The sequence below is a fragment of the Paenibacillus selenitireducens genome (genome assembly GCF_002021565.1).
Lineage (GTDB): Bacteria > Bacillota > Bacilli > Paenibacillales > Paenibacillaceae > Paenibacillus_K > Paenibacillus_K selenitireducens.
Genome location: NZ_MSZX01000008.1, coordinates 46,952 through 61,423, shown reverse-complemented (window position 1 = coordinate 61,423; position 14,472 = coordinate 46,952). Strand labels below are relative to the sequence as shown.

15 protein-coding genes are annotated in these 14,472 nt (G+C 48.1%); 11 read left to right on the top strand and 4 right to left on the bottom strand.

Annotation, left to right across the window (positions count from 1 at the left end):
- The first annotated feature begins 100 nt into the window (after positions 1–100).
- From BVG16_RS19630 to BVG16_RS33185, 5 genes are read left to right on the top strand one after another with little or no spacing between them, the layout of a single operon-like run.
- Positions 101–946 (top strand): electron transfer flavoprotein subunit beta/FixA family protein, encoded by an 846-nt coding sequence (locus tag BVG16_RS19630; RefSeq protein ID WP_078500778.1) that lies wholly within the window; start codon positions 101–103, stop codon positions 944–946.
- Positions 943–1,965 carry an electron transfer flavoprotein subunit alpha/FixB family protein gene (locus tag BVG16_RS19625; protein ID WP_078500776.1) on the top strand — a complete coding sequence of 341 codons (1,023 nt, stop codon included), beginning with the start codon at positions 943–945 and terminating at the stop codon, positions 1,963–1,965. The genes BVG16_RS19630 and BVG16_RS19625 overlap by 4 nt, the downstream gene beginning before the upstream one ends.
- On the top strand, positions 1,958–3,253 hold the full coding sequence (locus BVG16_RS19620) for an FAD-dependent oxidoreductase (RefSeq protein WP_078500774.1): 1,296 nt from the start codon (positions 1,958–1,960) through the stop codon (positions 3,251–3,253). Before BVG16_RS19625 ends, BVG16_RS19620 begins: the two co-directional genes overlap by 8 nt.
- Complete coding sequence (locus BVG16_RS19615) at positions 3,250–3,546, top strand: ferredoxin family protein (RefSeq protein ID WP_078500772.1); 297 nt, start codon at positions 3,250–3,252, stop codon at positions 3,544–3,546. The genes BVG16_RS19620 and BVG16_RS19615 overlap by 4 nt, the downstream gene beginning before the upstream one ends.
- A gap of 5 nt (positions 3,547–3,551) precedes the next feature.
- On the top strand, positions 3,552–3,713 hold the full coding sequence (locus tag BVG16_RS33185) for a hypothetical protein (RefSeq protein ID WP_198957507.1): 162 nt from the start codon (positions 3,552–3,554) through the stop codon (positions 3,711–3,713).
- Positions 3,714–3,799: 86 nt separating this feature from the next.
- Here BVG16_RS33185 and BVG16_RS19610 read toward each other — a convergent pair whose 3' ends face one another.
- A complete protein-coding gene (locus BVG16_RS19610; protein ID WP_078500770.1) occupies positions 3,800–5,059 on the bottom strand; it encodes a Fe-Mn family superoxide dismutase in 1,260 nt (419 codons plus the stop codon).
- Positions 5,060–5,160: 101 nt separating this feature from the next.
- Positions 5,161–6,144: an alpha/beta hydrolase gene (locus BVG16_RS19605; protein WP_078500769.1), complete on the bottom strand. Its 984-nt coding sequence runs from the start codon at positions 6,142–6,144 to the stop codon at positions 5,161–5,163.
- A gap of 250 nt (positions 6,145–6,394) precedes the next feature.
- Between BVG16_RS19605 and BVG16_RS19600 the strand changes: the two genes are divergently transcribed.
- A complete protein-coding gene (locus BVG16_RS19600) occupies positions 6,395–7,138 on the top strand; it encodes an IclR family transcriptional regulator (protein WP_078500768.1) in 744 nt (247 codons plus the stop codon).
- 69 nt (positions 7,139–7,207) lie between these two features.
- Here BVG16_RS19600 and BVG16_RS19595 read toward each other — a convergent pair whose 3' ends face one another.
- Complete coding sequence (locus BVG16_RS19595) at positions 7,208–7,516, bottom strand: winged helix-turn-helix transcriptional regulator (protein ID WP_078500766.1); 309 nt, start codon at positions 7,514–7,516, stop codon at positions 7,208–7,210.
- Between the two features lie 178 nt (positions 7,517–7,694).
- Here BVG16_RS19595 and BVG16_RS19590 point away from each other — a divergent pair, with 178 nt between their 5' ends.
- The 3 genes from BVG16_RS19590 to BVG16_RS33180 all read left to right on the top strand — a co-directional run bounded on the left by BVG16_RS19590 (position 7,695) and on the right by BVG16_RS33180 (position 9,203).
- Complete coding sequence (locus BVG16_RS19590; RefSeq protein WP_078500764.1) at positions 7,695–8,084, top strand: DoxX family protein; 390 nt, start codon at positions 7,695–7,697, stop codon at positions 8,082–8,084.
- Positions 8,085–8,105: 21 nt separating this feature from the next.
- A complete protein-coding gene (locus BVG16_RS19585; RefSeq protein ID WP_078500762.1) occupies positions 8,106–8,816 on the top strand; it encodes a pirin family protein in 711 nt (236 codons plus the stop codon).
- 225 nt (positions 8,817–9,041) lie between these two features.
- Complete coding sequence (locus BVG16_RS33180) at positions 9,042–9,203, top strand: hypothetical protein (RefSeq protein WP_198957506.1); 162 nt, start codon at positions 9,042–9,044, stop codon at positions 9,201–9,203.
- A 63-nt stretch (positions 9,204–9,266) separates the two neighbouring features.
- Here the strand turns inward: BVG16_RS33180 and acnA are convergent, their stop codons facing one another.
- Positions 9,267–11,981: an aconitate hydratase AcnA gene (acnA, locus tag BVG16_RS19580; RefSeq protein ID WP_078500760.1), complete on the bottom strand. Its 2,715-nt coding sequence runs from the start codon at positions 11,979–11,981 to the stop codon at positions 9,267–9,269.
- Between the two features lie 276 nt (positions 11,982–12,257).
- On the opposite strand from acnA, the gene BVG16_RS19575 reads away from it, so the two are divergent.
- Together BVG16_RS19575 and BVG16_RS19570 are read left to right on the top strand one after the other, a co-directional pair.
- Entirely contained in the window at positions 12,258–13,274 is a 1,017-nt protein-coding gene (locus BVG16_RS19575) for an amidase domain-containing protein (RefSeq protein ID WP_078500758.1), read from the top strand.
- A gap of 54 nt (positions 13,275–13,328) precedes the next feature.
- Positions 13,329–14,465 carry a D-alanine--D-alanine ligase gene (locus BVG16_RS19570; protein WP_078500756.1) on the top strand — a complete coding sequence of 379 codons (1,137 nt, stop codon included), beginning with the start codon at positions 13,329–13,331 and terminating at the stop codon, positions 14,463–14,465.
- Positions 14,466–14,472 lie beyond the last annotated feature (7 nt).

The following is a 14,472-nucleotide window of genomic DNA, read 5'->3' as shown; positions in this document are numbered from 1 at the left end:
GGGGTTATTTTGTCTATTAGCGGGCATAGAACAGGCGTTGCAACAATAAAGTGATAAGAAGAAATGTGTCGATCCAGCCATGATAAAGGAGTGGTTGCTTATGCTTCACATTGTCGCTTGTATTAAGCAGGTCCCGGATACGAAAATCATCAAAATGAACCCCAAGACGAACACCATGGATCGTTCCAGCGCTCCTGCCATCCTAAATCCGTATGATGCCCATGCGGTGGAAGAAGCTGTTCGGCTGAAAGCGAGATATGGGGGGAAGGTATCCGTCGTTACGATGGGGCCTCCGCCAGCCGTGAAGGCGATTCGCAAATGCATTGAGATCGGAGCGGACGAGGGATATTTGATTACGGATCGTGCGTTTGCCGGGGCGGATACGCTGGCTACGAGTTATTCATTGACCAAGGCACTTGAGAAGATTGGGACCCTTCATCCGATCGATTTGATCATTTGCGGCAAAATGACCATCGATGGGGATACCGGCCAAGTGGGTCCGGGCATTGCGCGGCGGTTGGACATCCCGCCGTTAACGAGCGTGAATAAAGTTGTGGAGCTTGAGCAGGAAGCGGGCATTGCGATTGTGCACCGTAAGCTGGAGGATGGGTATGAAGTGATCCAGACCTCACTCCCCTGTCTACTCTCCGTCGAGAAGGAGATTAATGAGATTCCGTATTCGACCCTTCCGAATATGCTGAGAGCAGCAAGGTATCAGCCTGTCGTCTGGTCCGTCGATGACTTGGGCGATGTCGATCGGACACTACTGGGACTGAAAGGATCCCCGACGATTGTTGCAAAGGTATGGCCACCTGAGAAGCCGAAGGGGGGCGAGATGCTCCAAGGCACAAGCGAAGAACAGGTGCAGCGGTTATTCTCGATACTCATGGAGAGAAAGACATTGTTCCGGGATGTCGGCATGCGTAAAGGAGGCGGACCACAGTGAATATTGAAGATTATCATGGCGTATGGGTGTTCCTTGAACATAAAAGCGGCTCCATTGTCCCTGTATCGCTGGAACTCCTGGGGGCGGGACGGCGTCTAGCCGATAAGAGGGGCGTGTCGCTAGCAGGGATCTTAATCGGCGACGGTGTGAAACCACTCGCAGAACATGCGATTGCTTATGGCGCGGATTGTGTCTATGTGTACGATGCTCCCATCTTCAAGTACTATCGGACAGAATCCTACATGAAGGCTATTATCGCCGGTTGTCAGAAGTATAAGCCTGAAATCTTCCTCTATGGTGGCACTTCGACGGGCAAGGATCTAGCGAGTGCGGTGGCGACGGATCTGGCAACGGGATTGACCGCAGATACGACGATGCTCGATGTGGACGCGGAAACAGGGCTGCTAGAGGCTAGTCGTCCGGCCTTTGGCGGTAATATCATGGCGACGATTCTATGCAAGAAGGATCGGCCACAAATGGCGACGGTTCGTCCGAAGGTTGTAAAAGCTTTAGAACCGGATTATAGCCGTGCTGGTGAAATTATGGAGGAGCCTGTGGAGCTTCGCGAAGAAGAGATTCGTACGAAAGTGTTGGATATCGTGCGATTTGCCGTCCAACGAATCCGCTTGGATGAGGCGGATATCATCGTGGCTGGAGGGAAAGGCCTCGGCGGCAAAGCTGGCTTCGAAATGATTCGGGAATTCGCGAATACGATCGGCGCATCCGTGGGCGCAAGCCGGGATGCTGTAGAGGCCGGGTGGATTGAACATCACGCTCAGGTCGGACAGACGGGTGTCACCGTGACCCCGAAGATTTATTTTGCCATTGGTATCTCTGGGGCGATTCAACACTTGGTGGGCATGCAGAATTCCGGTCTGATCATTGCCATCAATCAAGATCCGAATGCGTCGATCTTCCAGGCTTGCCATTATGGGATTGTGGGCGATGCATTCCAGATTGTGCCCCTATTAACCCAGGCCTTCCAACAAGCACTCGGGAAAGAGGTGGAATATGGCTGAAAAATTTGATGTGATCGTGGTTGGCGCCGGTCCAGCCGGAACCGCTTGCGCATATACTTTAGCCAAGAACAATGTAAGCGTTTTATTGCTGGAGAGGGGGGAATATCCTGGTTCGAAGAATGTCATGGGCGGTGTGTTATATCGCAAGATGATGGAAGATATCATTCCCGGGTTCTATAAGGAAGCCCCGATTGAGCGCCCGATCGTTGAGCAGCGGTTCATGATGCTGGATAAGGAGTCTGCTGCGACCTTCAGTTACAAAGGGATGGAGTGGGGAAAGGAACCCTACAACAATTTTACGGTGCTGCGTGCGAAATTTGATCAATGGTTCGCGGATAAAGCGGTGGAGCAAGGCGCTGTCCTTGTGAATGAGACGGTCGCTTTAGCATGTATTGTCGAGAACGGACGCGTAGTTGGTGTGCGTACAGATCGTCCTGAAGGAGACATCTACGCCAATGTAGTGGTACTAGCAGATGGCGTGAATTCGCTGCTAGCGAAGTCTCTCGGTTTTCATAAGGAATTCAAGCCGGATGAAGTGGCGCTAGCCGTCATGGAAGTCTTGAAGCTCGATAAGAGGATTATTGAAGACCGGTTCAATCTGGAAGGCGATCAAGGCTGTACCATTGAGATATTTGGTGATTCTACCAAAGGCATCCTCGGAACCGCATGGCTGTACACGAATAAGGATAGCTTGAATATTGGGGTTGGCACGATGCTGTCAGGCCTCATCAAGCATAAGCTGAAACCTTATGAATTGCTTGAATATGTGAAGACACATCCGATGATTCGTCCGTATCTGCAAGGAACGGATCAACAGGAGTATCTCGCCCATTTGATTCCTGAGGGAGGATATCGCTCCATGCCGCGAATCGTCGGGGATGGCGTGCTCGTGGTTGGCGACGCAGCCCAGTTGGTGAATGCCATTCACCGAGAAGGATCGAATATGGCGATGACCTCTGGTGTAGTCGCGGCTGAGACGATTATTGAAGCGATCGCTGCAGGGGATTTTACCGAAAAAACGTTGGATGTATATAAGCGCCGATTGCTCGATTCCTTTGTCGGTGAAGATTTGAAGAAGTATAAGGATGCGACGCATCATTTCGAGAAGTACCCGCATTACTTCGAGCAATATATCCCGATGTTGAACCGTGCAGCAAGCCAAATGTTTACGGTCGACGGAACGTCGAAGCGAGAAAAGCAGCGGAAGATTTGGCAAGGGATCGGTACGGCAGGAGAGAAGATGAAGATTGCTCGCGACTTGTTTCAAGCATGGAGGGTGATGAAATGAGTAATGCAGCCAAGGGACAGTCGATTGAAGAGAAGCAATATTTGATTCGGTTCAAAGCAGACACGAACTCCCATTTGCATGTGTTGGATTATGATACCTGCGCGACGAAATGTCCGGACAAAATCTGTACGATTTTTTGCCCGGCAGAGGTATATAAGTGGGAAGATATTCGCATGCATGTGGGGTATGAGGGATGTCATGAGTGCGGAAGCTGCCGAATTGGCTGCCCGCATGAGAATATTAAGTGGGAGTATCCGAAAGGTGGTCACGGGATCATCTTTCGGTTAGGGTGATCGCGATGTTTCGCATCGGCGATCGTGTCGTGTTCGTAGTGGATGGAACCATCGGCATCGTGATGGGGACAGATGAAGATCGTTGCCATATCGTATGGGAAGACTTCTTCGCAAGCTGGGAGAAGAATGAGATGCTGCGGAAGGAAGAAATCCCCTCTGTCCTATGAGGAAGATTGCAAATGAGGAGGACAGCCGTACAAATACCCTCGTGGAGAACCTCCGCGAGGGTATTCTTATGGAGATAGGAACCTCGTTACCAAGGCTGCCATTTTAACTGTCTGGCTTTTTTATAGCGCTCCGCCACTTCAGGCCAGCAGATCACGTACCACCAATTTTCAATATATTTTGGACGGTTGTTTTGATACTTCAAGTAATAGGCGTGTTCCCAGACATCCAGCGGAAGCAGCGGAATATTATCCCACTGGGTTAAATTCTGGTGTTTCTCCGCTTGAAGAATCTGCGTACGGCCGCTGCGCGGCGACCAGACAAGTATGGTCCATCCACTGCCTTCAACCTTTTCCGCAGCTGCAGTGAATTGAGCTTTGAACTGTTCATAACTGCCATAGTCTTGGTTCAACTGCTCGAGCAATTCTCCCTCAGGTTTCCCGCCGCCGTTCGGACTCATGATATCCCAGAATAGAGTATGGAGGTAGTGTCCAGAGCCATTAAATGCGAGCTCGTTCTCCCAATATTTGATGAAGTCATAGTTCCCTTTATTCCGACTATCGGCTAAGGATAACTCTGCTTTATTTAATCCGTCGACGTAGGTTTTATGGTGTTTGTCATGGTGAATTTGCATGGTCATCTCATCGATATGAGGCTCTAGCGCATTATAGGGATAAGGGAGGGGAGGCAGACGATGGCCGCCAATAGGAACCGGTGTCCTCGGTTCTTCGACAGGGTCCTTTTTCATGAAATCAGACCATATCTTCTCTCGGCGAGCTTCATCCGGATTAGCTTCAGCTGCGTCCTCACGATAGAGATTATCCTGTATAGGGGCAGGGTTTGTATGACCATGATTCTGAGGGACATGCACGGCTTCAGCCTCCTCTCTCTCAGCTTCTACGCTAGGCGCAGGTTGTAGACCGACACTTGGATTCACAACAGGCTGCATGGCAAGGATGAAATATTCGGATTGCTGTAAGATCCGTCGTAACATAATTTGAATTAAAGGATTCCGCTGAATGGCCGGACTGCTCTCCATGATTTGTCGTAACTGCTTCATAAATTCGACCGATTGGGAGATCGCGGTATTTAAGAGGAAATCCACCTGATGCTGTAATTCTTCTGGATAGGGAGGTTGAGCTTGGAGTAATTTATGTATGTAATAGGGCGTATAGTCGATCGTCTTGTTGATTACTTGCTCCCATTGTGAGAGCCACGCAACATATTGCGGTTCAAGGGTGGGGAGGGATTTCTGGATTAAATCGATATTATCTTTTTCTTGCGTTTTCCATAGTAGGATTTCTTCTAGTACGCGCAAAGGCATGAGCGCACCATAAACAAACAGCATGTCATCAGCACCTCCTTGGAACATCTCTTAACAAGATATTCGAAGGATGGATGGCCTATGACATGCTGGTTCATAATAAGCAGAAATTATCTGCGATATACTTATAAGGCTTCATTGAGGAAGGCGGCTGTACGTTTCAAGTATTCTTTCGAATGCTGGCGATAGATCATTTCATGCAGTGATCCATTCGAGATCCATACTTCGGATGCCGCATTGCTCTGATTGGAAGCAAGATGTTCCGCAATCGGATAAGGTGCTTTCTCATCGTTCGTGCCGTGAATGAAGAAGATGGGCATTTTGTAATCATGCTGTTTGACTTCTTCATAAGGAATTTGCTTTAAGCTGGTTCCGTTAATAACCGGGAATAACGAACGTAAGATGGGCAGTGATACATCACGAGGCAATTGAATGTGCTGACTAATATTGTGATACAGCGTGTCAGGTTCTAGTAGAAAAGTACTGTCCAGAATCATCGCGTTAATATCATCGGTTTTCAGAGCGGCTTGAAGGGCCGTGCCGGCACCCATCGAGAATCCCCAGACGACTACTTCTTTAGCACCACGCTGCTTCGCGTAATCGACAGCACCTAACAATTGTTGACTTTCAATCGCGCCGCCTGTTGCGGCGAGTTTATGTGTTGTGGATGCAAATCCGTAGTCGAACATGACCACGTTATAGTTCAAACGATGTGCAAATTGGGCTAAATCATACATCGGTACCCATAGTTCTTCGCGATTAGCGCCATAGCCATGGCTAAATACAATGGTTTTCTTCGAATTGGCTGCTGGAATATACCAACCATCCAAGTTTGTGCTATGATCCAGCGCAGGGAAAGCGACCGTCTCATACTGTAATCTTTTTGCCATATAAGGATTTGAAGTAATTGTGGCAACCGTGGGATTCGAGAGCACCCAGGCAATATATCCATGCAATGCTAGAAAAGCAAATGCGATAACAAATATAAGAGAGAGTAGTAGCGCGACCGTGACATGCTTGAATCGGAGCCGGCGATAGGGAATGGCGGGTACACTCGGTTGAAGCAACTCACCTTGTAATACGGGTTCTGTCCATGTAGATGAAGTCATCGCGTACACCTCCAAATTTCTTTGATGTCTTTAGGCCTAAAATCACACTATGAAAGCGTTTCAAATTCCTGTTTATAGTTATATCGTATGATGAGATAGACCTAGGGTCAATGGGTGCTCGCTATTTGTAAGGTGCTTGTAATCCAGCTGTAACACAACAATCTCAACTTTACGGATAGATGACAAATGCGTTATACTGTATGTAACTAAGTTTCATTCTATGAAACTATTACAAGGGGGGAATCCTCTGATGGAAGAACGGAAATTGACCGTTCGAGCGGTAGAGCGGGCATTAGATATCCTCATTTGTTTTACAACGGATACGGATTTAGGACTGACGGAAATATCGAGTAAAATCGGATTACATAAGAGTACGGTGCATCGATTGTTAACCACGTTGGAAGAGAAGGGATTTATCACCCGCAATCAGGCTACGGAGAAATACCGGTTGGGTATGAGGGTCTGGGAATTGGCAGCGAACCAATCGCAAGAAGACGATCCTGCTCACATTCTGTTGCCCGAAATGGAACGACTGCGTGATGTCTTGGGAGAGACGGTCAGTCTTTATCTGCAAGATGGCAAAGAACGGATTCGGATTCAAGCCGTGCAGAGTAATCAAGCGATTCGGCGTGTGGCTCCTGTAGGTATGCGGGCGCCTTTATCGGTTGGAGCATCCAGTAAAGTTCTTATTGCATTTGCCAAAGAAGAGGTTCGCGCAGAGTTGTTGGAATCTCTAGAATGGGTGTCAGATGAAGAGAATGGGCACTATGTGAGCCAATTATCGGAGATTCAAGCGTTGGGATATGCGACGAGCTTTGAAGAGCGGGAGCCTGGGGCAGCGGCGGTATCTGTACCGATCTATGACCGCTCGCATCATTTGGCGGCAGCTTTATCCGTATCGGGACCTGTGAGCCGGTTGTCCATGCAGAAGATGAAGGAATTAGCCCCGATGATTAGCGAAGCCGCAGGACGGATGGGGAAGATGTTGAAATAGGGAATGAACAGCAAAAGAGCCAATATCATTGCAGTGAATAACTGCATGGTATTGGCTCTTCTTCGTGGTTTACATCCATTTTTCGCCCCAAGATTGAATTTGCTCAATGACAGGCTCAAGGTCTCTGCCTTTATCTGTTAGGTCATATTCAATGCGAACTGGCGTCTCCGGATATACATTTCGAATCAGAATACCGCAACTTTCAAGTTCCTTAATTCGATCGGTGAGCATTTTGTCGCTCATTTCCGGAATCTGCTCTTTAATTTCCTTGAAGCGTCTCGGACCGCCGAGTAGTACTCGAATGATTAGACCTGTCCATCTCTTGCCGAGCAACTCGGAAGCGTGCTCGTATTTTGGGCACATTTTAGAGTAATCCATCGTATCACCCCTTTTCTAGAAATTGCGCTGTGCAATGTCCTTATCTTTATTTTAGCATATACAGCAACAGAAAAATAGTAATAATAATAAATAAATTTAGTTGCTTGACAAAAGTTAGTGAAGTGGGTATATTTAAAAAGTGAGTTACAAACAAAAAATAAGTGTTGGAGGGAAATTCATGTTAGATACAGGTCTTCTTATTATTCGCTTGATTATTGGTCTTTTATTTGTGGGGCACGGGGCTCAGAAATTGTTCGGTTGGTTCGGCGGACATGGGTTGAAAGGAACGGCAGGTTGGTTAGAATCGATTGGGATGAAGCCGGGCGCCGTGATGGCTCTGTTAGCAGGCGGTGGTGAAATTCTGGGCGGGTTGTTATTCGCTTCAGGTGCATGGCTCGTTGTCGGGGCTGCGCTAATCGTGATTACCATGTTGGTTGCTATTTTTACGGTTCATGGGAAAAATGGATTGTGGGCAACTTCCGGCGGGATCGAATACAATCTCGTCTTAATCGCGGTTGCCGTTGGTGTCGCTATGATTGGCGGCGGTCAATACACCTTGTTGAACTGATCTTAGATAGGGGGAATCAGGATGATTCAAGTATATCCAGCAGCTTCACGTTACATGGCAGACCATGGATGGTTGAAAAGTAATTTTAGTTTCTCATTCGCGGATTATTATGATCCAAGCAATATGAGCTTTGGACCTATGCGTGTCCTAAATGATGATTTCGTCGCGCCGTTAGAAGGCTTCGGGATGCATCCGCATCGTGAGATGGAGATCGTATCCATTGTGCTAACCGGGAAGCTGGAGCATCGGGATAGTCTAGGGAATCATGCGGTTACGGGGTTTGGTGAAGTTCAGCGGATGTCGGCGGGCACAGGTATTTACCATTCGGAGATGAGTGCTTCGGAGACGGAGACCTTGAACTTTCTGCAAATGTGGTTCATGCCGAGTCATGCCCATATCCATCCGTCTTACGAGACAACGGAGTTTGATGTGGAGCGGATGAAAAATGCTTTATTGCCGGTCGTATCGACCCAAGGCGGCGAGAACATCGCTTCCATCCATCAAGACATGACGATATACTTGTCCGATATCGATGCGGATGCGTCCGTGGCTTTCCGTACCGAACCAGGACGGAATATCTTCTTCTTTGTTATCGATGGAGAGGTTACGCTTAATGGGGAAGAGAAGCTAATGCGACGGGATTCGGCTCGAATTACAGATGTATCTGATCTGTTGATTCAGGCAAGTACAGATGCGCGTATCATGCTGATTGACTTAACGGGCGCTTACTAAATTGAATACGTACATCTGTTTCTAAAAGATAAAACGTTCATCTGCAGCGGTTTCGCTCAGATGAACGTTTTTTTGTATTTAAATGGAAACATAATTGGAAAGCGAGCGTATATATAACCACATAAACCTACTTCTAAACGCGGTCGCTCATCTTCGAGTAGCTTCGATAGAGGTTTTCTCATAGGTTATTCCTTCCAAATCCAGTTAGAGGAGGCTATGGGTAAGATGGAGACGTTCGGTCGGGGTTGTCTTTATATCATCATCGGAATTGTTGTTGTCATGATCTTAGCCTTATTCGTTGGTGGAACCATTACCATTCCTTGGTTTATTCTGATTCCATTGCTTATCTTCGCATTCTGGGTCGCAAGCCAGAATAATAAGAAATAAATCAAAGGGTCGAACGCTTCCAGTATGGAAGCATTCGACCCTTTTGTATGAATCCGTGCAATATTATTGGTTCGCGATCATTTGACGCAGAACGGTCTGAAGGATACCGCCGTTATGGAAGTAATCCACGTCTACCATACTGTCAAGACGCGCTACGGCTTGGAATTCAAAGCTTGTGCCGTCTTCGCGAGTCGCTACAACGGTGATGGATTGACCTGGTTGAACATCGTTGGAGAGTCCAAGAATATCAAAGGTTTCACGACCCGTGATGTTCAGGGATTTCCAGCTTTGGCCTTCTTGGAATTGGAGCGGAAGAACGCCCATACCTACCAAGTTGCTGCGGTGAATACGTTCGAAGCTCTCGGCAATAACAGCCTTCACACCAAGCAAGAAAGTACCTTTTGCCGCCCAGTCACGGGAGCTTCCTGTACCATACTCTTTTCCTGCAAGAACTACCAGGTTCGTGCCTGCATCTTGGTATTTCATCGATGCATCGTAGATCGAGATGACTTCGTCCGTTGGCAGGTACGTCGTTACACCGCCTTCAGTTCCTGGTGCCACTTGGTTACGAATGCGGATGTTCGCGAAGGTTCCGCGCATCATCACTTCATGGTTACCACGACGGGAACCGTAGGAGTTGAAATCTTCTTTTTTCACGCCATTCTCGATCAGGTATTGACCTGCTGGGCTGTCGGCTTTGATGTTACCGGCAGGAGAGATATGGTCCGTCGTGACAGAATCGCCAAGCAGAGCAAGAACCTTCGCGTTGTGCACTTCCGTAATATCATTTAACGTCGTACCCAAGTTCGTGAAGAACGGAGGGTTCTGAATATAAGTGGATTTCTCATCCCACTCGTACAACTCGCCTTGTGGTGCAGCGATGTTGTTCCAACGCTCATTTTGCGTAAATACATGTTCGTATTTATCACGGAACATTTGTGGTGTCAGCGCGGTAGAGATCGCTTCTTGAATCTCTTGGGACGTTGGCCAAATGTCTTTCAAATAAACCGGTTGATCTTGTTGATCATAGCCGATTGGATCGTTCGCTAAATCAATGTTCACCGTACCAGCTAAGGCATAAGCCACGACAAGTGGTGGAGATGCAAGGTAGTTCGCTTTGACTTGCGCGTGTACACGGCCTTCAAAGTTACGGTTACCAGATAACACGGCAGCAACCGTCATATCGTTGTCCGTGATGGCTTGGCCGACTTCGTCTGGCAATGGACCGGAGTTCCCGATACATGTCGCACAGCCATACCCTGCAACGTGGAAGCCCAAAGCTTCAAGCGACTCCAGCAAGCCGGATTTTTGCAAGTATTCGGTAACAACAAGGGATCCTGGCGTTAAGCTGCTTTTGACGTAGCCTGGTTTTTTCAGACCGCGTTCAACGGCTTTCTTCGCAACTAATCCTGCACCTAACATTACGCTAGGGTTGGAGGTATTCGTACAGCTTGTGATTGCCGCGATGACAACCGCGCCTGTACCCATTTGGCTGGTTTCGCCCGTTGGATGCTGAACAGTTACTTTTTCTTCGATCTTGTCATCCGACAAGCCATATCCACCTTTATCGATCGGTGTGCGGATGATGCTGTTGAATGCTTCTTTCATGTTCGTTAGCTCAACGCGGTCTTGTGGACGCTTCGGACCTGCTAAGCTTGGTACGATCGTACCTAGATCCAACTCAACCACATCGGAGAAGATCGGATCCGGCGTCGCGTCGGTACGGAACATGCCTTGTTCTTTATAGTAATTCGCAACGAGCTCGACTTGCTCTTCCGTGCGGCCCGTACTGCGCATATAGTTCAACGTTTCGTGATCGACAGGGAAGAATCCGATGGTTGCGCCGTATTCAGGTGCCATGTTCGCGACTGTCGCGCGGTCAGCTAGGCTGATGTTTGACAATCCTGGACCGTAGAACTCTACGAATTTACCAACAACGCCTTTTTTACGAAGCAATTGGGTAACCGTAAGCGCAAGGTCTGTTGCTGTAGATCCTTCAGCTAAGTTTCCTGTTAATTTAAAGCCGATAACTTCAGGTGTCACGAAGTAGAGCGGTTGGCCAAGCATACCGGCTTCTGCCTCGATCCCGCCGACGCCCCAACCTACAACACCAAGTCCATTGATCATGGTCGTATGGGAGTCCGTACCTACGAGGGAATCTGGATATACTTCTGTAACGCCGTCAACCGTCTTCGTTGCTGCTACGGATGCAAGGTACTCCAAGTTCACTTGGTGGACAATCCCTGTTCCCGGAGGTACAGCACGGAAGTTGTTGAATGCTGTTTGCGCCCAACGCAAGAAGCGGTAACGCTCTTCATTACGTTCGAACTCTACATTCATGTTATATTCCAAAGCGCTGTCAGAACCGAAAGCATCGACCATAACTGAGTGGTCAATAACAAGGTCTACAGGGACAAGCGGATTGATCTGTTTCGGATCTCCGCCCGCTTTCTTGACGGTATCGCGCATGGCTGCTAGATCGACAACGACAGGAACACCTGTAAAGTCTTGCAATACGATACGTGCAGGGATGAACGGAATCTCTTTGTTCTCATCGCGGCCTTCCGCCCAGCTCGCGATTTGCTTCACATGTTCTTGGGTAATGGCTCTGCCGTCGAATTGACGAACAGCAGCTTCCAGCAACACTTTGATGGAGAAGGGAAGCTGGGTAATGTTGCCGATGCCTTGTTCTTCTAAGCCTTGAAGACTGTAGTAACGGTAGCTCTTACCGTTCACCTGCAGCTCGCGGGCTACGGAGTAGTGATCCTTTTTGGACATGATGTGCGCCTCCTAAAATGGTCTTGAAATCGGTTGTGTTTCATCTGATGAAACGTGATTTCATAATAATGATTACCTTAAGTATACCTGCTCACTATGATGGAGTAAAGGGGTTTTTCACTGGATTTTAACTGCGAATTATTCTCATTTAGCCATATATATCAAGGGTTTTACGATGACGTGAACATGTCAACATAAATTAGCTCTGCCTGTCATAGAATGAATCAACCTTGCTTACGTTTAGGAACGGCGAAATGGATGGGGAGGTCCTTTTTTATGCCAAAAGAATGGAAAAATGTGTTGTATGCGTATGTTAACCAATTTAACCGCACGGAGATCGATTATCGATTGCCTTCGAACAACCTCGTTATAACAGATTTGGATTATTTAATGCGCAAAAGTAACCGCATGCATATGTTAAAGGAATGGTACCGACAACGGGACGCGGTGCCGCTGCGCAGTGAAACGCGGACAAAACTCGTTAAGGCACGAGAGGGTGATGGCGAAGTTGTCGTGGATTTGGAATATCAAATTCGCCGCATCTATGAGAAAAAACATGTTGCACATGTGGAAGAACGGATCGAGCAAGAAAGAGTAACGCTGGGTAAAGACGGCAATACCTGGATCATTACACGGGTGGAGCAAAAAGTACCAGAGAAGCATCCGGAGGCGCGACGTACGGAGAAGGAAGAACTGGAGCATGATGCAGGTCAGCCGGACCACGATCGCAGTCCGTCCATCCCCCTGTTGAATACGGATATTCTCGGGTTCGCCAGATCGATGCGGGCTACGTCGTATTCCCGGGAAAGAGCCGTACAATATGCGGATCGATGGTGGAATGAAAATAACCCCGAATTCCTTGCTTTTGAAGTGGATTGCACGAATTTCATCTCACAATGCCTCTTTGCAGGGGGGGCACCAATCTACTATACTGGTAAAAGAGAATCCGGTTGGTGGTACAGAGGAATGGTGAATGGCCAGGAATCCTGGAGCTACAGCTGGGCGGTAGCGAACGCATTGAATTCCTATTTGGATCATAGCACATCTCATTTGCAAGCCGATGTGGTCGCAAGGCCAACGGATTTAAAGCTTGGGGATGTCATAAGCTATGATTGGGATGGGGACGGCCGGTTCCAACATAGTGCTATGGTGACAGCATTTGATCCGGACGGCATGCCGCTCGTGAATGCTCATACGAATAACGGCCGGCATCGATACTGGGATTATCGGGATTCCTATGCTTGGACAGAACATACCCAATATCGGTTTTTTCATATTTTAGATTGGTTTTAGCGGACGAAGGGCCTGGGAACGGGTCTACAAAACATGTTCATTGCGGAGGTTGTCATGAGTGGCATAAAGAAAATACGCGTAGGTCTAATCTACGGAGGTAAATCAGGCGAGCATGAGGTATCCTTATCGACAGCGCTTGCGGTAATGAAAGCATTTGACTTCGACAAATACGAGATAGCTCCTTTCTATATTACAAAGGATGGCGAATGGCGCAACGGCCCTTTGCTGCAAGCACCTGTTGAGCATACGGGTTTATTGCAATACGATGCAGACGAGACCAAGCCTATGGGTGCGGCAATCATGCCGCTGTTCGCAGGTGGAACGGATGTATCTTTGAAGGGCAGTGTGCAAGGCATTGATGTCATGTTCCCTCTGCTGCACGGCACGTTCGGAGAAGACGGCACGATTCAAGGCTTATTCGAAATCGCGAATGTTCCTTATGTAGGAGCAGGCGTGCTTGCATCCGCTGTAGGCATGGACAAAGTTATTATGAAGAAATTATTCGCGCAAGCAGGTCTCCCGCAGTGTATGTATCGTTACTTCACGCGCAAGCAATGGGAGAAAGACGCGAACTATCATACGATGGAAGTTGAAATTTCCTTAGGGTATCCTTGTTTTATCAAACCGGCTAATTTAGGTTCCAGCGTAGGGGTATCGAAGGCGCGTAACCGTGAGGAGTTAATCGCGGCCATTGAGCTTGCTCTGCGTTACGATCGTAAGGTTATCGTCGAAGAGTTCATCGACGCGCGCGAGATCGAAGTGAGTGTTCTTGGGAACGAGGAGCCCAAAGCTTCCGTACCGGGTGAAATCACTTCATCGAGTGAATTCTACGACTACCAAGCGAAGTATATTGACGGGAACTCCGCGATGATGATTCCGGCGAATATTCCGGATGAGTTGACGGAAGAATTGCGTACATTAGCGGTTCGGGCTTTCCAAGCGATTGATGGGTCAGGCCTATCCCGCGTGGATTTCTTCGTACGGAAGCAAGATAATCAGATCATGATCAACGAAGTGAATACCATGCCGGGCTTCACGCCATTCAGTATGTATCCCCTCATGTGGCGCGAAACAGGCTTATCCTATCAAGATCTGTTGGATCAACTGATTCAATTGGCGCTGGAGCGTTACGAAGAGAAACAACAAATCGACTACGGCAACAACAAACCGGAGACCGTAGCCAAAAGCTAAGTTAGTT

Excerpts from the sequence above, each read along its gene's own strand:
- BVG16_RS19630 (WP_078500778.1), top strand. The coding sequence starts at position 101 with ATGCTTCACATTGTCGCTTGTATTAAGCAGGTCCCGGATACGAAAATC.
- BVG16_RS19620 (WP_078500774.1), top strand. The coding sequence starts at position 1,958 with ATGGCTGAAAAATTTGATGTGATCGTGGTTGGCGCCGGTCCAGCCGGA.
- BVG16_RS19615 (WP_078500772.1), top strand. The coding sequence starts at position 3,250 with ATGAGTAATGCAGCCAAGGGACAGTCGATTGAAGAGAAGCAATATTTG.
- BVG16_RS33185 (WP_198957507.1), top strand. The coding sequence starts at position 3,552 with ATGTTTCGCATCGGCGATCGTGTCGTGTTCGTAGTGGATGGAACCATC.
- BVG16_RS19610 (WP_078500770.1), bottom strand. The coding sequence starts at position 5,059 with ATGCTGTTTGTTTATGGTGCGCTCATGCCTTTGCGCGTACTAGAAGAA.
- BVG16_RS19605 (WP_078500769.1), bottom strand. The coding sequence starts at position 6,144 with ATGACTTCATCTACATGGACAGAACCCGTATTACAAGGTGAGTTGCTT.
- BVG16_RS19600 (WP_078500768.1), top strand. The coding sequence starts at position 6,395 with ATGGAAGAACGGAAATTGACCGTTCGAGCGGTAGAGCGGGCATTAGAT.
- BVG16_RS19595 (WP_078500766.1), bottom strand. The coding sequence starts at position 7,516 with ATGGATTACTCTAAAATGTGCCCAAAATACGAGCACGCTTCCGAGTTG.
- BVG16_RS19590 (WP_078500764.1), top strand. The coding sequence starts at position 7,695 with ATGTTAGATACAGGTCTTCTTATTATTCGCTTGATTATTGGTCTTTTA.
- BVG16_RS19585 (WP_078500762.1), top strand. The coding sequence starts at position 8,106 with ATGATTCAAGTATATCCAGCAGCTTCACGTTACATGGCAGACCATGGA.
- BVG16_RS33180 (WP_198957506.1), top strand. The coding sequence starts at position 9,042 with ATGGAGACGTTCGGTCGGGGTTGTCTTTATATCATCATCGGAATTGTT.
- acnA (WP_078500760.1), bottom strand. The coding sequence starts at position 11,981 with ATGTCCAAAAAGGATCACTACTCCGTAGCCCGCGAGCTGCAGGTGAAC.
- BVG16_RS19575 (WP_078500758.1), top strand. The coding sequence starts at position 12,258 with ATGCCAAAAGAATGGAAAAATGTGTTGTATGCGTATGTTAACCAATTT.
- BVG16_RS19570 (WP_078500756.1), top strand. The coding sequence starts at position 13,329 with ATGAGTGGCATAAAGAAAATACGCGTAGGTCTAATCTACGGAGGTAAA.